This window comes from Synechococcus sp. A15-44 (assembly GCF_014280115.1).
Classification (GTDB): domain Bacteria; phylum Cyanobacteriota; class Cyanobacteriia; order PCC-6307; family Cyanobiaceae; genus Parasynechococcus.
In genome coordinates this window covers 2,346,276-2,364,939 of the sequence record NZ_CP047938.1, presented here as the reverse complement: position 1 = coordinate 2,364,939, position 18,664 = coordinate 2,346,276, and the positions used below count along the sequence as shown (strand labels likewise).

The 18,664-nt window shown below is 63.6% G+C and carries 19 protein-coding genes, 1 tRNA gene and 1 pseudogene; 9 read left to right on the top strand and 12 right to left on the bottom strand.

Annotated features, from left to right (window positions below; translation table 11 throughout):
- The first annotated feature begins 28 nt into the window (after positions 1-28).
- Genes SynA1544_RS13245 through SynA1544_RS13235 form a run of 3 tightly spaced genes read left to right on the top strand, consistent with a single transcriptional unit; the run spans position 29 to position 1,475 of the window.
- On the top strand, positions 29-280 hold the full coding sequence (locus SynA1544_RS13245) for a Ycf34 family protein (protein WP_115131232.1): 252 nt from the start codon (positions 29-31) through the stop codon (positions 278-280).
- A complete protein-coding gene (gene tsaB, locus SynA1544_RS13240; protein WP_186514104.1) occupies positions 277-900 on the top strand; it encodes a tRNA (adenosine(37)-N6)-threonylcarbamoyltransferase complex dimerization subunit type 1 TsaB in 624 nt (207 codons plus the stop codon). The genes SynA1544_RS13245 and tsaB overlap by 4 nt, the downstream gene beginning before the upstream one ends.
- Complete coding sequence (locus SynA1544_RS13235; RefSeq protein ID WP_186514103.1) at positions 900-1,475, top strand: YdcF family protein; 576 nt, start codon at positions 900-902, stop codon at positions 1,473-1,475. The genes tsaB and SynA1544_RS13235 overlap by 1 nt, the downstream gene beginning before the upstream one ends.
- Here SynA1544_RS13235 and SynA1544_RS13230 read toward each other — a convergent pair.
- Genes SynA1544_RS13230 through rpaB form a run of 5 tightly spaced genes read right to left on the bottom strand, consistent with a single transcriptional unit; the run spans position 1,438 to position 6,106 of the window.
- Positions 1,438-2,091 (bottom strand): 1-acyl-sn-glycerol-3-phosphate acyltransferase, encoded by a 654-nt coding sequence (locus tag SynA1544_RS13230; protein ID WP_115081170.1) that lies wholly within the window; start codon positions 2,089-2,091, stop codon positions 1,438-1,440. The genes SynA1544_RS13235 and SynA1544_RS13230 overlap by 38 nt on opposite strands.
- The gene (fabD, locus tag SynA1544_RS13225) at positions 2,088-2,984 is read right to left on the bottom strand and encodes an ACP S-malonyltransferase (RefSeq protein ID WP_186514102.1); all 897 of its coding nucleotides are present in this window, start codon (positions 2,982-2,984) and stop codon (positions 2,088-2,090) included. Before fabD ends, SynA1544_RS13230 begins: the two co-directional genes overlap by 4 nt.
- A 28-nt stretch (positions 2,985-3,012) precedes the next feature.
- The gene (locus tag SynA1544_RS13220) at positions 3,013-4,032 is read right to left on the bottom strand and encodes a beta-ketoacyl-ACP synthase III (RefSeq protein ID WP_186514101.1); all 1,020 of its coding nucleotides are present in this window, start codon (positions 4,030-4,032) and stop codon (positions 3,013-3,015) included.
- A 27-nt stretch (positions 4,033-4,059) separates the two neighbouring features.
- Positions 4,060-5,379 carry a phosphate acyltransferase PlsX gene (plsX, locus tag SynA1544_RS13215; RefSeq protein WP_186514100.1) on the bottom strand — a complete coding sequence of 440 codons (1,320 nt, stop codon included), beginning with the start codon at positions 5,377-5,379 and terminating at the stop codon, positions 4,060-4,062.
- Positions 5,360-6,106 (bottom strand): response regulator transcription factor RpaB, encoded by a 747-nt coding sequence (gene rpaB / locus SynA1544_RS13210; RefSeq protein ID WP_025362545.1) that lies wholly within the window; start codon positions 6,104-6,106, stop codon positions 5,360-5,362. Before rpaB ends, plsX begins: the two co-directional genes overlap by 20 nt.
- A gap of 90 nt (positions 6,107-6,196) precedes the next feature.
- Here rpaB and radA point away from each other — a divergent pair, with 90 nt between their 5' ends.
- Complete coding sequence (gene radA, locus SynA1544_RS13205; protein WP_186514099.1) at positions 6,197-7,594, top strand: DNA repair protein RadA; 1,398 nt, start codon at positions 6,197-6,199, stop codon at positions 7,592-7,594.
- A 1-nt stretch (position 7,595) separates the two neighbouring features.
- On the opposite strand, the gene SynA1544_RS13200 is transcribed toward radA, so the two are convergent.
- Positions 7,596-8,117, bottom strand: coding sequence for a photosystem I assembly protein Ycf3 (locus SynA1544_RS13200; protein ID WP_006849793.1), 522 nt, complete (start codon positions 8,115-8,117; stop codon positions 7,596-7,598).
- A gap of 85 nt (positions 8,118-8,202) precedes the next feature.
- On the opposite strand from SynA1544_RS13200, the gene SynA1544_RS13195 reads away from it, so the two are divergent.
- From SynA1544_RS13195 to holB, 3 genes are read left to right on the top strand one after another with little or no spacing between them, the layout of a single operon-like run.
- A complete protein-coding gene (locus tag SynA1544_RS13195) occupies positions 8,203-10,530 on the top strand; it encodes a cation-translocating P-type ATPase (RefSeq protein WP_186514098.1) in 2,328 nt (775 codons plus the stop codon).
- Entirely contained in the window at positions 10,527-11,156 is a 630-nt protein-coding gene (gene tmk, locus SynA1544_RS13190; RefSeq protein ID WP_186514097.1) for a dTMP kinase, read from the top strand. Before SynA1544_RS13195 ends, tmk begins: the two co-directional genes overlap by 4 nt.
- Complete coding sequence (holB, locus tag SynA1544_RS13185; RefSeq protein ID WP_186514096.1) at positions 11,153-12,097, top strand: DNA polymerase III subunit delta'; 945 nt, start codon at positions 11,153-11,155, stop codon at positions 12,095-12,097. The genes tmk and holB overlap by 4 nt, the downstream gene beginning before the upstream one ends.
- Positions 12,098-12,272: 175 nt before the next feature.
- On the opposite strand, the pseudogene SynA1544_RS13180 reads toward holB, so the two are convergent.
- The 5 genes and pseudogenes from SynA1544_RS13180 to SynA1544_RS13160 all read right to left on the bottom strand — a co-directional run bounded on the left by SynA1544_RS13180 (position 12,273) and on the right by SynA1544_RS13160 (position 15,627).
- Positions 12,273-13,445, bottom strand: a pseudogene (locus tag SynA1544_RS13180) (IS5 family transposase).
- A gap of 74 nt (positions 13,446-13,519) precedes the next feature.
- The gene (locus SynA1544_RS13175) at positions 13,520-14,314 is read right to left on the bottom strand and encodes a response regulator transcription factor (protein ID WP_186514095.1); all 795 of its coding nucleotides are present in this window, start codon (positions 14,312-14,314) and stop codon (positions 13,520-13,522) included.
- A 282-nt stretch (positions 14,315-14,596) separates the two neighbouring features.
- Positions 14,597-14,668: transfer RNA gene (locus SynA1544_RS13170), tRNA-Asn, on the bottom strand.
- A gap of 16 nt (positions 14,669-14,684) precedes the next feature.
- On the bottom strand, positions 14,685-15,422 hold the full coding sequence (locus SynA1544_RS13165) for an ABC transporter ATP-binding protein (RefSeq protein ID WP_370594073.1): 738 nt from the start codon (positions 15,420-15,422) through the stop codon (positions 14,685-14,687).
- Complete coding sequence (locus SynA1544_RS13160) at positions 15,364-15,627, bottom strand: hypothetical protein (RefSeq protein WP_114987520.1); 264 nt, start codon at positions 15,625-15,627, stop codon at positions 15,364-15,366. Before SynA1544_RS13160 ends, SynA1544_RS13165 begins: the two co-directional genes overlap by 59 nt.
- 165 nt (positions 15,628-15,792) lie before the next feature.
- Between SynA1544_RS13160 and psbD the strand changes: the two genes are divergently transcribed.
- The gene (gene psbD, locus SynA1544_RS13155) at positions 15,793-16,848 is read left to right on the top strand and encodes a photosystem II D2 protein (photosystem q(a) protein) (protein ID WP_006851499.1); all 1,056 of its coding nucleotides are present in this window, start codon (positions 15,793-15,795) and stop codon (positions 16,846-16,848) included.
- Between the two features lie 52 nt (positions 16,849-16,900).
- Here the strand turns inward: psbD and SynA1544_RS13150 are convergent, their stop codons facing one another.
- A complete protein-coding gene (locus tag SynA1544_RS13150) occupies positions 16,901-17,641 on the bottom strand; it encodes a hypothetical protein (RefSeq protein WP_255477643.1) in 741 nt (246 codons plus the stop codon).
- A gap of 87 nt (positions 17,642-17,728) precedes the next feature.
- On the opposite strand from SynA1544_RS13150, the gene SynA1544_RS13145 reads away from it, so the two are divergent.
- The gene (locus SynA1544_RS13145) at positions 17,729-18,664 is read left to right on the top strand and encodes a hypothetical protein (RefSeq protein WP_186514094.1); all 936 of its coding nucleotides are present in this window, start codon (positions 17,729-17,731) and stop codon (positions 18,662-18,664) included.

Genomic DNA, 18,664 nt, shown 5'->3' with positions numbered 1-18,664 from the left:
ATGGGGGGAGTGAACGGCCTTGGGAGGCATGTGCATCTGCGTGGATTGCAGCTGGGTCGACCGTTGTCAGGCCTATCACGCAGTTGAGCGTCAGCATGGTGTTCCGCATCTAGCCCAGGCCCCGGATTTTGAGCCAGACGCGCCCCGTATCCACGTGTCGGTGATGGATCTCCCCGATGGCCAGGCCGGGATTGAGTGGGATGTGCGCTCCTGCTCCAGCTTCAAGGCGGATCCAGGCCGGTGGCAGCGTTGCCGTCCTGGACAGGAGCTGCCCCGATGACGGCTCCGCCGCTGCTGCTCGCCCTGCACAGCTGTTCCGACTGCTTCGGCATGGCGCTGCTGGATCACCAGCAGCCTGGGCCAGAGCCCTTGGTGCAGGTCCATCCGGATGGCCGGGGCCTCTCCAACAGCTTGATTTCGCGGGTTCAGGGGCTCCTCCCGCCGGAGCGTTGGCCCCAGTTGCAGGGCCTTGCCGTCGCGACGGGACCCGGCGGCTTCACCGGCACCCGCCTCACGGTGGTGATGGCTCGCACCCTGGCGCAACAGCTGGATTGCCCCCTGCTTGGGGTGAGCAGCTATGCCCTGATGGCCCCACGCCTGGAGCGGCAACTGCCCCAAGCCATGCAGGGGGAACCGTTCTGGATCACCCAGGAGTTGCCCCGGCGCGGGGTGGTGGGTGGTCAGTACCAGATCACGACCGGGCAGGTGCACGAACTCAGCCTGCCGACCTTGCTGCCTCAGGGGGCATCGCCCCAGCCTGCTGTTGAGGTGCAGCTGGACGTGGAAGCGGATGTGGCGCGGCTCCTGCAGCTGTTGCAGCGCAGCCATGCTGCCTGCGCAGCGATGCCCTGGGCTGAGGTGCTGCCGATCTACCCCACCTCACCTGTTGGACAGGTCTGATGGCGGGCGTGCGTACAGGGCTACTGCTGGGAGCTGGTTTGATGGCCTGGCTGTTGGGGCCCGGCCCGCTGTCGCCCTATCGGCGGGCTCTGTTGGTTCGCAGCCCCCCCCAGCTGGTGCTGGTGCTCGGGGGAGATGTGGACCGGGAACGAATGGGTGCCCGGTTGGCACGTCAGCTCGACCTACCCCTGCTGGTGAGCGGGGGCAGCAACCGTGAGTACGCCGAATGGATGCTCAGTGAGGAGCGTTTCAATCCCGCCCGCGTCACCCTGGATTACCGGGCCCGTGACACCCTCAGCAATTTCACGTCTGTGGTGGATGAGCTGCAGGCGGATGGTGTCCGCCATGTTCTGCTCGTGACCAGCGAAGACCACCTGCCCCGCTCCATGGCGGTGGGCCAGGTGGTGGCCGGCAGCCGCGGAATTCAGCTCACCGGCGTTCCCGTCGCCTGCCGCGAGGACTGCACCCAGGAGGGACGCCTCAAGCAATGGAGTGATTGGCTTCGTGCGGTGGCGTGGGTGATGACCGGTCGCGACCTCAGGGATGCTGCGGACCCTGATCCAGCAGAGCGTTGATGCGTTCCTGTAGCAGAGCAGTGGTGGCATCCAGATCAGGCCTGCGGCGACTGGCCGGGGCTGGGATGGGGTCGCCGATGCGAAGCTGAATCGGCACCAGGCGCGGCCAGCTGCGCCCGCTGCCCAAGGCGCGGTGGCTGTTGCAGATGGCCACCGGCAGCAGCGGGGCTCCCGTGCGAGCCGCGAGCAGGGCCGCTCCGGGGAGTGGGTTGTTGATCCGGCCGTCGTTCTGTCGGGTGCCGTCCAGAAACACCCCCGTTGCCCAGCCTTCTTCGAGTCGAGCCGTTGCGGTGCGGATCGCTTCGCGATCGCTGGCACCCCGCCGCACGGGGTAAGCACCACAGGCCCGGATCAAACGCCCCAGCAGCGGGATGCTGAACAGTTCCGCCTTGGCCATGAAGGCCACGGGGCGCCCCAGGGCATGGCCCAGCAAGGGCGGGTCCAGGTGCGAACCATGGTTGGCCACCACCACAAGGGGCCCTTGCATGGGCACTCGGTTGTTGCCGGAGGTCGATCCGCGGAACAGCAAGCGGAAGACCGGGAACACCAGAAGGCTGCTGACCAGCCGGTAGGTGAGGCTGGGCTTGGGGGTGCGGACGAGGCTGGACTGACTCACTGTCCGAGGTCTCCAGCCCCGGAGATCTGGGCGGTGGTGACACCGCTCATGTTGCGTTTGGCCAGGCCACCGAGCACGTTGCCCGGACCGATTTCCACCAGGGTGTCCACCCCGCTGTCGGTCATGGCCGCCATGGTTTCGCGCCAGCGCACGCCGGTGGTCATCTGCTGCTTCAGGCGCAGTTTGAGCTCCTCCGCGCTGGTGCTGGCGCTGGCGGCGCTGTTGCTGAGCACCGGAACGCGGGCATCCAGGAAGGGCACGTTGTCCAGCGCGGCGGCGAAGCGCTCAGCCGCCTCCGCCATGAACGGGGAGTGGAAGGCTCCGGAGACGGCCAGAGGGATGGCGCGCTTGCATTTCAGGGCTCCACTCACGCGTTCCACGGCCTCTGGAGAGCCAGAGATCACCACCTGGGCATCGCTGTTGTCGTTGGCGATGCTGACGCCGTCCGTGGCGGCCACCAGGTCGTCCAGTTGAGCGCGATCGAAGCCGATCACGGCAGTCATTGCGCCGCCCCCGGCGTTTGCCATCAGTTCTGAGCGGGTTTTCATCAACTGCAGACCGATCTCCAGCCCAAACACCCCTGCGCTGTACAGAGCAACCAGCTCGCCCAGGCTGTGGCCGGCCACCAGCGCAGGCTCGCGGCCCTGCTGCTGAAGGTTGTCGGCCAGCACCGATTCGATCACGAACAGGGCGGGCTGGGTGTTGCGGGTGTCGTTGAGGTCATCCGGCCCATCACCTCCGCCGCTTTCCCCCTGGCAGATCGCCAGCAGGTCGCGCCCGAGCAGCTCGGAGGCCATGGCGAAACGCTCTCGGCTGCCTTCGACGCTGAGCAGCGCTTCTGCCATGCCCACCTTTTGAGAGCCCTGACCGGGAAAGACCCAGGCGATCGCCATTGCTGTGTTCTGCAGACCGTGCCGGAGATTAGGCGGGCCCGCTCCAGCGGAAGAGGGCTGCACCCCAGCTCAATCCTGCACCGAATCCACTGCTGGCGATGCGGTGGCCGGGTTGGATGCGTCCATCGCGCACGGCTTCATCCAGCATCAGGGGGATGGTGGCTGCCGATGTGTTTCCGTAGTGGGCCAGGTTGCTGAGCACCTTCTCGGAGGGCACCGAGAAGCGATCCCCCACCGCATCGAGGATGCGTTGGTTGGCCTGATGCAGCAGCAGCCAGTCGAGTGCATCTGCATTGATGCCCCCCTGGGCAAGCAGTTTCTCGAGAATGGCCGGCACTTCGCGCACTGCGAATTTGTAAACCTCCTGCCCGTTCATCTGAATCGGCTCGAAGCCGCCGCACTGATGGCTGGCATCTCCCACAAGGGGCTGGCGTTGGTTCACCTGGGGCAGCTGCAGCACCCCGCCGCGGCTGCCATCGGAGCGCAGCAGGAAGCCTTCGAGATGGTCCTGGCCATTCTCTGAAGCCTCCAGCACCACGGCGCCGGCCGCATCACCGAACAAAACACAGGAGCGTCGATCGTCCCAGTTCACCCAGCGACTCAGTTGATCGGCCCCCACCACGAGGACCCGGCGCATCGCCCCACTGCGCAGGTACTGGGCAGCGGTGACAACGGCGAACAGAAATCCACTGCAGGCAGCGGTGAGATCAAAGGCCACGGCATTGGTGGCACCGAGACGAGCCTGCAGGCGTGGCGCCGAACCGAACAGGTCGTCTGGGGTGGAGGTGGCCAACAGGATCAGATCCAGGCTGTCGGCAGACCAACCGGCCATGTCCAGTGCCCGTTCAGCCGCTAGTCCGCTGAGTTCGGCGAGGGATTCATCGCTGTTGACCACCCGTCGCGCGGCAATCCCGGTGCGCGTCCGAATCCATTCGTCGCTGGTTTCCACCCTCTCGCCGAGCTCGGCGTTGCTGATCGAACGGCTGGGCGTCGCGCTGCCAGACCCTCGGAACAACACCCCCCTGGTTGTGCTGAGCGGCTCGACCAAGACGGAGGTTGATTGACGTCGCGTCAGTCAATCACAACCCTGTTGCAGCGTGGCGAGATCGTCCATCACCCCATGGCTTGCTGCGGAGTGGGCAATGCGCAGGGCGCTGACCACCGAGAGGGCCTTGCTGCTGCCGTGGCCGATCACGGAAATGCCGTTCACGCCCAGAAGCAGGGCACCACCGTGTTCGGCATGGTCGAGCCGCTTTTTGATGCGTTTCAGGTTGCTGCGCAGAAACGCGGATCCCACCTTGCCTCGACGTCCCCGGGGCAATTCCGCCCGCAGCACCCCCAGCAGAACACTGCCCACGGACTCCAGGAATTTCAGCAGCACATTCCCGGTGAATCCATCACAGACCACCACATCGAAGTCGCCCGAAAGCACATCCCGGCCTTCGCAGTTGCCGGCGAAGTGGAGCCTGGATTCGTCCCGCAGCAATTCGTGGGTCTTCAAGGAGAGATCGTTCCCTTTGCACTCCTCCTCGCCAATGTTCAGCAGGCCGATGCGTGGCCGTTTCACCTGCAGCACATCCCGGCTGTAGATGTTCCCCAGCAGGGCGAACTGGTGCAAGTAGGTGGGCTTGCAGTCCATGTTGGCGCCCACATCGAGCACCAACACCGGCTTGCCTGGATCCTTGGTGGGGAACAGGGCGCCGATGGCGGGGCGGTCGATGCCCTTGAGCCGTCCCAGCCGAAAAATCGCCGAGGCCATCACCGCCCCGGAATTGCCGGCGGAGTACACCGCCTCGGCCTCGCCTTTCTTCACGAGGTCCATGGCCACATTGATGCTGGCGTCCCGTTTGCGCCGCACCGCCGTGGCTTCGTCATCCATGCCGATGGAGGGCCCACTGGCCACCAGGTCCAGATGTCCTGCCGCACGCGCAATTTCCAAGGCTTCGCGTAGCCCGAGGCTGGTGGCGGCAGCCATCACCCGGTCGATCTCCCCCACGAAGCGGATCTTCAGCGGCAGCCGGTCAATGGCGTCCAGGCATCCCTCCAGGATCGGCCCCGGCGCATGGTCACCGCCCATGCCATCCACGGCCACCCAGAGCCGCTCTGCATCGTCGATCTCATCGGCATCGGTGCCCCCCTGCAGCCAGCGCAGGGGATCAAACCCCAGCGGTTGGAGCACGCTGCTGGCCACCGTGCCTGCTCCGGAGACAACGGTTTCGGCCACGTTGCCGGCCATCGAACCCGCGGCCGTTGCTGAGCTGGCAGCGCCATCAACGATGGTTGTGACGGCGGCATTGCGCCGATACCAAATCACCAGGCGACGGATCGCCCGAGGACGGTTTGTTTTATGCCGCGGCTGAGGGGCCGGGGTGGGATCAGGGTCCTTCGGAGGCAACGGAATCGACGATGCGCTGGAACAGGTAGCCGGTGCCCCGAGCTGTGAGGATCAACTCGGGATTGGCAGGATCATCCTCCAATTTGGAGCGCAGACGGGAGATATGAACATCCACCACCCGGGTGTCCACATGGCGCTCCGGGGTGTAGCCCCACACCTCTTTGAGGATTTCGCCGCGGTTGAACGGCTCGCCGGAACGGCTCACCAGCAGTTCCAACAGGCTGAATTCCATCCCCGTTAGGCGGATGCGTTCATCGCCGCGGAACACCTGGCGTTTGTTGGTGTCGATGCGCAGGTCGCTGACCTGGATGACGCCGGAGTTGGGAATGCCCGCCACCTGCTCCTTCTCGACCCGGCGCAGCACGCAGCGGATGCGGGCTTCCAGCTCCTTCGGGCTGAAGGGCTTCACCACATAGTCATCGGCACCGAGCTCAAGCCCGGTGATGCGGTCAGCCACGTCGCCGAGGGCCGTCAGCATCACGATGGGAACGTCGGATTCCTTGCGCAGCTCCTGGCAGACGCCATAGCCGTCCAGCTTTGGCATCATCACGTCCAGCACCACCAGATCGGGCGTGCAGGTGGGGAACAATTCCAGGGCTTCGGTGCCGTCGCAGGCGGTTACGACGTTGTATCCGATCATGGATAGACGGGTTTCCAGGATCCGTCGGATTGATGCCTCGTCGTCGACCACGAGGATCGTTTCCTTGGTGGGAGCCGTGGCCGTCATGGGCACCGAGGCGTTAGTCAATTCTCGCCACAAATAAAAGGGCAGCCCCCCGGTCTGTTCATTCAACGGCAACTTTCTTCACAGTTCGCAGTGCCCAAATCCACCGCTGTTTTCATCTGTCAGGTCTGTGGAGCCCGTGCCCGACAGTTTTTCGGCCGTTGCCCGGAGTGCGGAAGCTGGAATTCGCTGGTGGAGCAATCCCAGCCCGCCGACGATGGCCGTCGCCGCCGCAGTGCTCCAGATCCGGAGCAGGCCGCTGCCCCGCGACGCTCCACGGCCATGGCTTCGCTGGAGGATCAGCCGCTGCAGCGTCTGGCCACCGGGTCGGCGGAATTTGACCGCGTTCTGGGTGGTGGTCTGGTCCCCGGTTCGCTGGTGCTCGTGGGGGGCGATCCGGGCATTGGCAAGAGCACATTGCTGCTGCAGAGCGCCTCAGCGATGGCGGCCAGTGCATCCGTGCTCTATGTGAGTGCTGAGGAATCAGCCCAGCAGGTGAAGCTGCGCTGGCAGCGGCTTGCCGGGGGGGCTTCGGAGCTGCAGTTGCTGGCCGAAACCGATCTGGAACTGGTGCTGGAGGAGCTGGAGGCCCTGCGCCCCGCTGTGGCGATCATCGACAGCATTCAGGCGTTGCATGACGCCAACCTCACCAGTGCGCCGGGGTCCGTCGGTCAGGTGCGTGAATGTGCGGCTGCCCTGCAACGGCTGGCGAAACGCCAGAACATCTCGTTGTTGTTGGTGGGCCACGTCACCAAAGAAGGCATGTTGGCCGGCCCGAAGGTGTTGGAACACCTCGTGGATGCGGTGCTCACCTTCGAGGGAGACCGCTTCGCCAGTCATCGCCTGCTGCGGGCCGTCAAGAACCGCTTCGGTGCCACCCATGAGTTGGGTTTGTTTGAGATGCAAAGCGGTGGCTTGGCCGAGGTGGGCAACCCCAGTGAGCTGTTCCTCAGCGATGCCCGCGCCTCCGGTGTCGCCACAATCGTGGCCTGTGAGGGCACGCGCTCGTTGGTGGTGGATCTGCAGGCCTTGGTGAACGTCACCAGCTATGCCAGTCCGCGACGCACGGCGACTGGGATCGGCACCAACCGTCTGCACCAGATCCTCGCGGTGCTGGAGAAGCACATGGGACTGCCGCTCTCCCGCTTCGACTGCTATCTGGCCGTGGCCGGTGGCCTAGAGGTGGAGGAGCCTGCGGCGGATCTGGGGGTCGCTGCAGCGGTAGTTGCCAGCTTCAGAGATCTCACCCTGCCTGCGGGCACGGTCTTGATTGGCGAGCTTGGGTTGGGGGGGCAGTTGCGCCCTGTGGGTCAGCTGGAGCTTCGGCTGCAGGAAGCGGCCCGGCTGGGCTTCCAGCGGGCCGTCGTCCCCCGGGGCAGTGGCCTGGGCGATCTGGCTTCGGGTTTGGATCTTGCTCTTCTGGAGGCCGACAGCGTCACCGAGGCCCTAGTGCTGGGGCTCGGTGATGCCGTGCAGCCCGACCAGGACTGATTCAGAAGTAAACGTCCACGTTGCTGCGGCCCGTGGACTTCAGCCAGTTCTCGATATCGAGATAACCGCCGGGATTGAGGCGCACGGCCTGGGTCCAGACGTCAGCGGCCTGGTCAAACCAGCGATCCGCTGCGTCCTGCTCACCGCCTTCCTCAGCGATGCGGCCCCACTTCTCGTAGATCAGTCCCATGTTCTTCAGGCAGGAGGGCTGGTTCGGGTTTTCCTCGAGTGCCTTGCGGTAGGTCTCGATCGCCCGCTCCTCCTCGCCGTTGGACATGTAGATGATGGCCATGTTCTTGAGGGTTTCGCTCCGGTCGGTGGAGTTCTCCTCAAGCTTCAGGGCCTCCTCGTAGTTCTCCAGCGCTTCGGCATAGTCGCCATCGTTCTGGGCGGAGAGGCCATCCCGGTAATAGACGTAGGCCTCCTTGGAGCGGGCATTGATCGGCAACAGCTTGACGATCAGGTCCGCCATCACCGTGAAGCTCTTGTCAATGAAGTTGTCGTTGCGGTTGCTGCGGGGCACGGCGCTCCGGCGGACGGACCCCCATCCTGACGGGACCGGAGCCCGACCTAGCCTGCTCGTAAAGATCCCTGTTGCGTAAACACCTGTGAGCCCTTCGGTTCAGACCGTCGTCCTGGATGTGGAAGGGATGAAATGCGGCGGTTGCGTCCGCGCTGTGGAAACCACCCTGCTGGATCAGCCCGGTGTTCAGCGCGCCGATGTGAATCTGGTCAGCCGCTCGGCCTGGCTCGATCTCACTGCCGGTGAGAGTGATGTGGATGGTGTCTTGAAAGCCCTGGCAGACAGAGGCTTTCCGGCCAAGGAGCGTTCCCTGGATGCCCCGATCGGAGCGGCGGCTGCCGGGCAGGCGCTGCCGGGCTGGTGGCAGCAATGGCGACAGCTGATGGTGGCCCTGGTGCTGCTGTTGCTGTCGGTGCTGGGGCATGTCAGCGAGGCAGGGCATTTGTCGCTGCCTCTGATCGGCAGCCTGCCTTTCCATGCCACGTTGGCCACGGTGGCTCTGCTGGGGCCGGGCCGTCCGATCCTGGTGGGTGGTGTTGCGGCTGCTCGCGCAGGGGCCCCCAGCATGGATTCCCTCGTGGGCCTGGGGGTGAGCAGTGCCTATGTGGCCAGCCTGGTGGCCTTGGTTTGGCCCCAGGTGGGTTGGCCCTGCTTTTTCAATGAACCGGTGATGTTGCTGGGATTCGTCCTGCTGGGACGTTTCCTCGAGGAACGGGCCCGTTTCCGGACCGGTCAGGCCCTGCAGCAACTGGCTGAGCTCCAGCCGGACACGGCGCGCCTGCTGTTGAGCGACGGGGCGATTCGTGAGGTGCGCGTTGGTGCTCTCAGGCCCGGTGAAACCGTGCAGTTGCTGGCCGGTGACCGCATTCCGGTGGATGGGGTGGTGCTGGAGGGGGCCTCGGCCGTTGATGTGTCCAGCCTCACCGGTGAGCCCTTGCCACTGCAGGCGGAGCCCGGCACGGAGTTGTCCTCCGGCAGCCTCAATCTGGAGTCAACCCTGGTGCTGAAGGTCACCCGTGTCGGTACCGAAACCGCCCTGGCCCGGATCATTCGCCTGGTGGAACAGGCCCAGGCCCGTCGGGCCCCCATCCAGGGCCTGGCCGATCGTGTGGCAGGCCGTTTTTGCTATGGCGTGATCGGCCTGGCCCTCGCCACCTTTCTGTTCTGGTGGTTGTTCGGCGCTGAACACTGGCCTGAGGTTCTGCAGGCGTCAGCCCCTGGGATGCCCATGACCCATGCGATGTCCCATGGGATGGACCATGGCCATGGGATGCATCACGGCGGCTTGGGCAGTGGAGCCAGCACCCCGATGGGTCTGGCCCTGCAACTGTCAATCGCCGTTCTGGTGGTCGCCTGTCCCTGTGCCCTGGGTCTGGCGACCCCCACTGTGATCACGGTGGCCACCGGCTTGGCAGCACGGCGCGGCTGGCTGTTCCGCGGTGGTGATGTGATCGAAACAGCCGCCGGTTTGGACCATGTGGTCTTCGACAAGACCGGCACCCTCACCTTGGGTCGTCCCCTCGTGACCGATGTGTACGGGAATGACCCGGATCATTTGTTGCAGCTCGCGGCCAGCCTGGAGCAAAGCAGCCGCCATCCCTTGGCCTACGCCCTGCTGCAGGAGGCCCAGCGCCGGGAGCTCGCGCTTCTGGACTGTGAGGACGTTCGCACCGTCTCCGGCCAGGGCCTAGAGGGCCACGTGGACGGTGCATCGGCTCAGGTGCGTGCTGGCAAGCCCGACTGGTTGGAGGAGCAGGGTGTTGCCATCGCCCCCGCCGCCCAGGACTGGCTCTCTACCGCTGAAGGCTCGGTGGTGGCTGTTGCTGTGGGAGCTGTCCTGGTGGGCCTGGTGCAGATCGAGGATCAGCTGCGCCCGGATGTTGCCCCGGCGTTGCAACGCCTGCGTTCTCACGGTCTGGCGCTTTCGGTGTTCAGTGGTGATCGGCAGGCGGCTGTGCAGCGCCTTGGTCAGCAGCTGGGCTTTGCCGCCAAGGATCTGGGCTGGCAGATGCTGCCGGAGCAGAAGCTGCAGCGCCTCGAGCAGCTGCGGCAGGCCGAGCGGGTGGCCATGGTGGGCGATGGCATCAATGATGCGCCGGCCCTGGCCGCGGCTGATCTTGGGATTGCCATTGGCACTGGAACCCAGATTGCGCAGGACTCCGCTGGTCTGGTGTTGCTAGGCGATCGGCTCGACAACTTGCCCGAAGCCCTCAGCCTGGCGCGCCGCACCCTGGTGAAGGTGCGGCAGAACCTGTTCTGGGCCTTCGGTTACAACCTGATTGTTCTTCCGGTGGCCGCCGGTGCCTTGCTCCCCAGCCATGGGGTGCTGCTGTCGCCCCCGTTGGCGGCGCTGTTGATGGCCCTGAGTTCGATCACGGTGGTGCTCAATGCCCTGGCTCTTCGCTTGCCATGACAGGTCGCTTCATTGTTCTGGAGGGCATCGATGGCTGCGGCAAGACCACGCAGATCCAGCATCTGGTCGAGTGGTTGCCCAACAGCGGTCTGATGCCGAAGGGTGCTGCTGTGGTCTGCACCCGTGAGCCCGGAGGCACTCCTCTGGGGCGCTCGATCCGTGAACTCCTGCTGCACACGGCAGACCAGGAGGCACCAGCTCCCACCGCTGAATTGTTGCTGTATGCCGCCGATCGGGCTCAGCATGTTGAAACGCTGATCCGTCCTGCGCTGGAACGTGGTGATTGGGTGATCAGCGATCGTTTCTCGGGATCAACCCTTGCCTATCAAGGCTATGGCCGTGGGTTGGATCAGGACTTGATTCAGCGGCTCGAACGGATCGCCACCACGGGGCTGCAGCCCGATCTCACCCTCTGGCTGCGCCTTTCCGTTCAAGAGAGCCTGCAGCGCCGTCTCGGGGACAAAGAGGACCGCATCGAAGCCGAGGGCGCCGCATTTCTGGAGCGGGTTGCACAGGGTTTTGCCGCGTTGGCCCAGCAGCGCTCCTGGTGCGCCGTCGCTGCAGATCAGTCAGCCAGCGCCGTTCGTGCTGCTCTGGAACGTCAGCTTCAGGAGCATCTGGCTTGAGCGCTCTGTTTGGGGATCTGATCGGCCAGCCCCTCGCCGTTGATCTGCTTTCGGCGGCCCTGGCCCAGGGCCGTGTGGCCCCGGCCTATCTCTTTGCCGGCCCTGAAGGGGTGGGGCGTCAGTTGGCGGCGGTGCGTTTTCTGGAGGGACTGCTCGCCGATGGTCAGCCCTCGGCCCGGGAACGCCGACGCCTGCTGGAACGCAATCACCCCGACCTGCTCTGGGTGGAACCCACTTATCAGCATCAGGGCCGTTTGCTGACCCGCGCCGAAGCCGAGGAGGCGGGGCTCAGCCGCCGCACTCCGCCCCAGTTGCGCTTGGAGCAGATCCGCGACATCGGACGCTGTCTGGCCCGGCAGCCGGTGGAGGCGAAGCGCGGGATGGTTGTGATTGAGGCTGCTGAGGCGATGGCGGAAGCGGCGGCCAATGCCCTGTTGAAAACGCTGGAGGAACCCGGCCATGGGGTGCTGATTCTGTTGACCTCAGCCCCCGAGCGGTTGCTCAGCACAATTCGCTCCCGCTGTCAGTTGATCCGTTTCCTTCGGCTCAACCCCGAGGCCATGGCTCAGGTGCTCGAGCGCACCGGTGCAACCTCTCAAGATGCTCCGGAACTTCTGGCCTTGGCTGCCGGGTCTCCAGGCGCCCTGATCGACCATCGCCGCAGCCTGGCTGGTCTGCCTGAGGAGTTGGTTCAGCGCCTCGATTCGCTTCCCGCCACTCCCATGGAGGCACTTGCCTTGGCACGCGATCTCTGCGAAGCCCTCGATGGCGAGCAGCAGCTGTGGCTGATTGGCTGGTGGCAACACCGGCTCTGGCGCTCCGGCAGTTCCGCGGCAAGGCTCAAGCGCTTGGACACGTTGCGCGGCCAACTGCTTTGTTTCGTTCAGCCCCGTTTGGCATGGGAGGTGGCGTTGCTCGACCTCACGCCATCCGTCTCCTAGGAGGCTGCTGAAAAAGCGAGGAGAAGCAGTCCTCTTGGTCTTGGTCGATTCGTGATCCTTTTCCACGGCATCAATCAGGTTGATGGCCAGCAATGGGCTGACCCGTTGCTTGGAGAGCCATCAAGACAGGGTTCGGAGACTGGTGGACGGTGCCTTTTGTCTCCTGTTGCCACCCTCATGCCATCACCGTCTGGGTTCTGAGCAGATTGCTGATGCGGATCAGGTTGTAGGCCACGACATGCAACCGGAACACCGCTCCCACCTTTGATCGGCCGCGAGCTTTGAGTTGCCTCAACCCTGCTGACTGTTTGATCCAGCCAAACACCTGCTCGATTCGCTTGCGGGAGTTGATCGATTGGGCGTACCCCTGGTGGCGGGACGTGCGGCCATCGATCGCCGATCCACCGCTGCGAGTGATGTTCTGGGCAACGTGCGGAGTGATGCCGTTGATGCGCAGATCGGCCACGAACTCCCTGGTGTCGTAACCCTTGTCGGCACCCAAGGTTTTCTGGTGCGCACCACGGAGCGAACGGGCCATGCGCAGCGCTGCCTCACGCTCCGCTCTGCCTGTGGCCTGGCTGACTTCACTGGCGACCACCAGGCCGTTGCGGTTCTCCATGACGCAATGGCCCATGAAGCTCAGGAAAGCGCCGACGCCCGGGGCTTTCTTGAACAACCGGGCCTCGTCGTCGCTTGCGGAGCGGTGGGTTTGGTTGGAGAGCAGCAGGCCGCGGAAGTCGCCTTTGGCGCGCTTCTTGCCAGTGGTTGGAGCACCACCAAAACCATTGCCACCACTGGGTGGCGGCGGCCCGTCGTCAAGACCATCGATCCGCTCTAACGAGCTGTGAGACGCCCAGGCTCTCAGCAAGGTGCCATCCACTGAGAAGTGCTCCAAACTCAGTAATGGCTTGACCTCAGGTGCAGCCAGCAACAGCTCCAAAAACTTGGCCATCAGCTCCTCATTGAGCAGCCGGTCGCGGTTCTAGTGCCTCCGGCACGATCGGCCTGCGGCCGATGTAAGGGTGAATGTGGTCGGGTGCCAGACCGGATCGTCCGGGTTGAGCCCCACAAACCAGCGGAACAGCAGGTTGTAGTCGAGCTGCTCCATCAGCATCCGCTCAGAGCGAATGCCGTAGATCGCCTGTAGCAACAGGGCGAGAAGCTGCTGCTCCGGGGGAATCGACGGGCGACCACCCTCTGGGTAGAGCTGGCAGAAGGTGGGGTTGAGCCGATCGAGGGCCTGATCCGCCAGCCGCCGCACTTGGCGCAACGGATGAGAGGCCGGGATCCGGTCTTCTGTGGAGATGTACGAGAACAGGGGACCGGTGCGTTCCTGCTGGCCGCGCATCAAATCAATGCCGTTGCTCCATCCTCTCGCAGCCGGCTGGCTTTTTCAGCAGCCTCCTAGGCCGTCTGCGGCGATCAGGCCGAGGCTCGATCGCCTTGCTGCTTGCGCTCTTCTCGGGCCATGGCCACCACGTCCTCCAGACCATCCATCTGGGCGCTGGTGGGCAGCTCGAGGCAGTAGCCCGCTCCGTACACCGTCTTGATGAAGCGTGGCTTGCGCGGATCGGGTTCCAATTTGGTGCGCAGGTGCCTGACGTGCACGCGAATGGTCTCGATGTCGTCATCGGGTTCGTAGCCCCACACCTCTTTGAGGATCAACGAGGGAGCAACGGTCTGACCATGACGCTGCAGCAGGCAATGGAGCAGTTCGAACTCCAGATGCGTGAGCCGCACGGGTTCATCGAACCAGATGGCTTCAAAGCGCTCTGGCACCAGGGTGAGAGGCCCGTAGCTGAGGATTTCGTTGTGGTTGGTGGATCCAACGGGAGCTCGGTCACTGCGACGCAGCAGAGCTTTGGCTTTGACCCTCGCCTGAAGCTCCTCAAGGTCGAAGGGTTTGGTCAGGTAATCGTCTGCACCGGAATTGAAACCGCTCACCTTGTCTTTGGTGCCGCCGAGAGCCGTGAGCATCAGGATCGGAATCCCGGCGGTGCGGTCGTCGCGCCGCAGGCGCTGACACAGGGTGAGGCCATCCACTTTTGGCAGCATCAGATCCAGCAGGATCAGATCCGGGGTGTATTGCAGCGCGAGGGCCTGGCCTTTGATGCCATCGTCGGCGCGCTGCACATCGAAGCCGCTGTGCTCCAGATGGCCGCTGACCAGGTCGCGCATGTCCTGGTCATCTTCGATTAGCAGGATGCAGGGCTTCATCGGTTCGGCGGCAATTCGGCTGGAGAAATAACGAGCGCTTGTCTGCAGGGATTAACGCTGAACGGATTCTCTCAAGCTTTTCAACTGTCTGCAGATTTTCAGCAAAGAGATCGTTAGGGGCTTGGTTGTCGCAGATCGCTTGCAGGAGCAGCGATCTGGAGGTTTTTTTGCTTGTCTTCCGCCCGTGTCTGTTTAGGAAGTCTTCCGCTTCGGGCAATCACCCGTCACGAAATTCCTCTTTTCGTCAATAAAAAAGCCACAGCGTGAGCTGTGGCTTTAAAGCTCCCCGGGCGGGATTCGAACCTGCGACCAATCGATTAACAGTCGACCGCTCTACCGCTGAGCTACCGAGGAATGAGACCCGAAGAACTTACCCCTCGAATGTGCCCGCCTGCAAGCGCCGTTGCAGTTCTGGCCCTCGGGTCCATGGTCCAATCCGACCGTTTTGCATGCGAGCGGCGCCATCGGCGAAGGCCAATTCCCCAAGCCTGTGGGTGATCCACAGCGCCGTGATCGGCTTCACGGGGTCTTTGCAAAGCCGTTGCACGGTGGTCAGCACCGTTGTCTGGCTCTCAGGGTCCAGCAGGGCGGTCGGCTCATCGAGCAGCAGGAGCCCGGCGTCACTGGCCAGGGCTCCGGCAATGGCCAGGCGTTGTTTCTGGCCGCCGCTGAGGCTGTGAATTGGCCGCTTCTCCAGTTGGGCGAGGCCAAGCTGGCTCAGCAGGTCGCGCACGGTGCTTAGGCGGTGCTGCTGGGGCCCTTCAGGGTCCATGCCCAGCATCAGATCGCTGCCGCAACTGGGGAGCAGCAGCTGATGGTCTGGGTTCTGAAACACCAGGGCCGTTTTGGTGCGGCAGGCGATGCGTCCGCTCTGAGGTTCGAGCAGTCCTGCAATCAGGCGGAACAGGGTGCTTTTGCCGCTGCCGTTGCTGCCCACCAGCATCCAGAGGCCTGGGCCCGGAATGACCAGGTTGCAGCAGTTGAGGGCCTGTTGGCCGTTCGGCCAGCGGTGGTTAACGGCCTCAACGCTCAGTTCGGCGGTCGAGGTGTCAGGAATCAAAGGAAAAGCCGGGACGCTTGCTGCCACCCGCTGCCGAAGCTTTCTCATAAAGCTGAACGGCAAGAACCTCACTGACCAGCAGCGTTACTTTCTTGCCTTCCACTTTCTCGCAGGTGAGCTCCAGCAGCCGCGGTTGGCCGTTCTCGAGGGCCTGACGGATCTGCTGATACAGCGCATCGGCATCTGCATGCTCCTTGCGCTGAACAGACACCGGGACAGGACTCATGCGCAGGGCCAGTTCGATGACGTACACAGCGTTGGAAAGAAGCGATGCGTCATCTTCGCGGAGGGACCGGCATCCCGTCGGTCCAAAAATGCGCATTTCTACTCATCCCCTCGAAAAGGGTGTGGGGAGCCGCCCCATTTCGGTGATCACCCCCCTAGGCTCGGCCGTGTAACGGATCATGAAGCACCTCTCATGACGATCGCTGTAGGACGCGCGCCACAGCGGGGATGGTTTGACGTCCTCGATGACTGGCTCAAGCGCGACCGCTTCGTTTTTGTCGGCTGGTCCGGCATCCTTCTCCTCCCAACGGCCTACCTGGCCATCGGTGGCTGGCTGACAGGCACCACCTTTGTCACCTCCTGGTACACCCACGGCATTGCCTCCTCGTACCTGGAAGGTTGCAACTTCCTGACCGCTGCTGTGTCCACCCCCGCTGATGCGATGGGTCACAGCCTGCTGCTGCTCTGGGGCCCTGAAGCCCAGGGCGACTTCGTTCGCTGGTGTCAGCTCGGCGGCCTCTGGGCCTTCGTGGCCCTGCACGGCGCCTTCGCACTGATCGGCTTCATGCTCCGTCAGTTCGAGATCGCTCGTCTGGTCGGCATCCGCCCCTACAACGCCATCGCCTTCTCCGGTCCGATCGCGGTGTTCGTCAGCGTCTTCCTGATGTACCCCCTCGGCCAGAGCAGCTGGTTCTTCGCGCCCTCCTTCGGTGTGGCTGCGATCTTCCGCTTCCTTCTCTTCCTCCAGGGCTTCCACAACTGGACCCTGAACCCCTTCCATATGATGGGCGTCGCCGGCATCCTCGGCGGTGCACTCCTCTGCGCCATTCACGGCGCCACCGTGGAAAACACCCTGTTTGAGGACGGTGAGCAGGCCAACACCTTCAAGGCGTTCGAGCCCACTCAGGAAGAAGAGACCTATTCCATGGTCACCGCCAACCGCTTCTGGAGTCAGATCTTCGGTATCGCCTTCTCCAACAAGCGCTGGCTGCACTTCTTCATGCTGTTCGTGCCTGTGATGGGCCTGTGGACCAGCTCCATCGGCATCATCGGCCTGGCCCTCAACCTGCGCGCCTACGACTTCGTGTCTCAGGAAATCCGCGCTGCAGAAGATCCCGAATTCGAGACCTTCTACACCAAGAACATCCTTCTGAATGAAGGTCTGCGTGCCTGGATGGCACCGGCTGACCAGCCGCACGAAAACTTCGTCTTCCCTGAAGAGGTTCTGCCCCGTGGTAACGCCCTCTGATCGCAAGGCCGATTGTTCCTTCAACCGCCCAACAGGGCGGTTTTTTTTTGGTTCAGTTGCTGTCTGAATCAGGTCCCAGACGCAAGGTGAGATCGAGGCCGTTGCGTTGATCGAGCAGCGCTCGCAACAGTGCATCGATGAGCAGAACGATGCCAAGCAGTTCCAACGCTTCCTCCAGGCCTGTAATGGCGCCATACCAGGGGCTATGCAGTCGGATCAGATTCGATCGAACGGCGAAGCTGCCGATCATCTCTATGCCGATGGCACCGCCGATGTAGACGGCCCCTGATCGCAGCAACCGTGATGCCGTTGCTCGGGAGATTGAGCCGAGGAAGCGGCGAAAGCGCCACAGCAGGATGAGGGCGAGCACGGCGTAGGGCACCACCCAGGTGGATGCCAGAGCGGGGTGCACCTGGCGCCTGAGCCCTGGAATGATCAGGATCTCGTGGATCTGAAGGGCTTCGTCGAGTGCCAGAAAGATGAAAATCTTCGACAGCAAACGCCAGTCCTGGGCAGCGATGCGATCGCTGCTCTGCCCCAGTCGTTGCATCAACAGGGCCGCCATCAGCAACAGCGCGCTGCTGAACAGGGTGGGCAGGTTGAGTTCGCGGTCCATGTTGAGGCTGTCGAGCCAATGCTTCTCCGCCCCGAAGCCGTAAATGCCCACTTGCACGACGCTGTGGGCCACCAAAAAAAATGCGGTGATGGCCATCAGCAGTGTTCGGATCGATCGTGGCGTCAGCGGAATGATTCCGATCTGGCCTGGATCCGCTGCATTGGGTTGCTGAATCACGGTTGGCTCGTGCGGAGGGTGAACCCCGGTCTCAGAGTTCGGTTCTAAACCTCTGCTTAACCTGCGCTTCGCGCAAGGGATGGGCTGGTGGCTGTGATCTACACACGGGGTCGCGCCCTCAAGACAGCCATCGCTGCATTGTTCCTGGTGGTGGCGGGTGCGTCGCTGTTGACGGTGGCCGTGCAGCTGGTGATGTCTGCCTCTGGTGGTTCCCAACCTGATCTCGGTTGGGGTGTTGTGGCGGGGGTGAGCACGGGACTGGCGGTCTGGGCCACCCGTTCTCAGGCGCTGTTGCGGTTGCTGTCGGTTGCCGATCCGAGGGCCCATCAGAGCCGCACCCGTGCGGTGTGGGGCCTGCTGATCCTTGTGGTTCTGCTGGTCGTCGGTTTGAAGACCGGCTCGCCGGACCGTGACGCCTACAAAAATCTGGTGTTTGGCGAGGGTGGCCTGGTGGAGTGGAGCCAGGTGCTGGTGCTGGTGCTCGCCAGCCGGACGGCCTGGTTGATCGGCTCCGACTTGAATGCGCGTTTGCAGGAATGCAGCCCCGGTCGGCTGTTCCAGGGCGGCGCGGTATGTCTGGCCCTGGTCTTGATGGAGGAGCTCGCCTGGGGCCAGGTGATCTTCAGCTGGCGGACCCCGCCCTTGTTGAACGAGATCAACGCGCAGAACGAGACGACTCTGCACAACATCGGCTGGTTTCAGGAACGACTGGATCTGGGCACCTTCCTGGCGACCCTTGGGGTTTTGGCTGTTGTGGTTCTGGCGCCGCGCTGGATGCAAGCGCTCACAAAACACTGTTCTGAATCGATGGCGCCCGTGGTTCGGGCCCTCACTCCCGCTGTCTACAGCTGGCCGCTGTTTCTGGCGGTTTCTGCGCTGGCGTTCTGCATTGCGACGCGCACTTTCTCCGAGTTGATCCTCAATCGGGATCAGGAGTGGGGTGAGCTGGTGCTCTACGCCTCCATTTATCTGTTGTTGTTGCGCACGCGCGTGCTGCTTGGCCCCGTGCAGCACGCTCCGTAA

Coding starts and splice junctions, on each gene's coding strand:
- psbD (WP_006851499.1), top strand. CDS start 15,793: ATGACGATCGCTGTAGGACGCGCGCCACAGCGGGGATGGTTTGACGTC.
- tmk (WP_186514097.1), top strand. CDS start 10,527: ATGACAGGTCGCTTCATTGTTCTGGAGGGCATCGATGGCTGCGGCAAG.
- rpaB (WP_025362545.1), bottom strand. CDS start 6,106: ATGACGGCCACGGCTCCCACCAAGGAAACGATCCTCGTGGTCGACGAC.
- SynA1544_RS13175 (WP_186514095.1), bottom strand. CDS start 14,314: ATGAAGCCCTGCATCCTGCTAATCGAAGATGACCAGGACATGCGCGAC.
- SynA1544_RS13235 (WP_186514103.1), top strand. CDS start 900: ATGGCGGGCGTGCGTACAGGGCTACTGCTGGGAGCTGGTTTGATGGCC.
- SynA1544_RS13165 (WP_370594073.1), bottom strand. CDS start 15,422: ATGAGAAAGCTTCGGCAGCGGGTGGCAGCAAGCGTCCCGGCTTTTCCT.
- fabD (WP_186514102.1), bottom strand. CDS start 2,984: ATGGCGATCGCCTGGGTCTTTCCCGGTCAGGGCTCTCAAAAGGTGGGC.
- tsaB (WP_186514104.1), top strand. CDS start 277: ATGACGGCTCCGCCGCTGCTGCTCGCCCTGCACAGCTGTTCCGACTGC.
- SynA1544_RS13245 (WP_115131232.1), top strand. CDS start 29: ATGTGCATCTGCGTGGATTGCAGCTGGGTCGACCGTTGTCAGGCCTAT.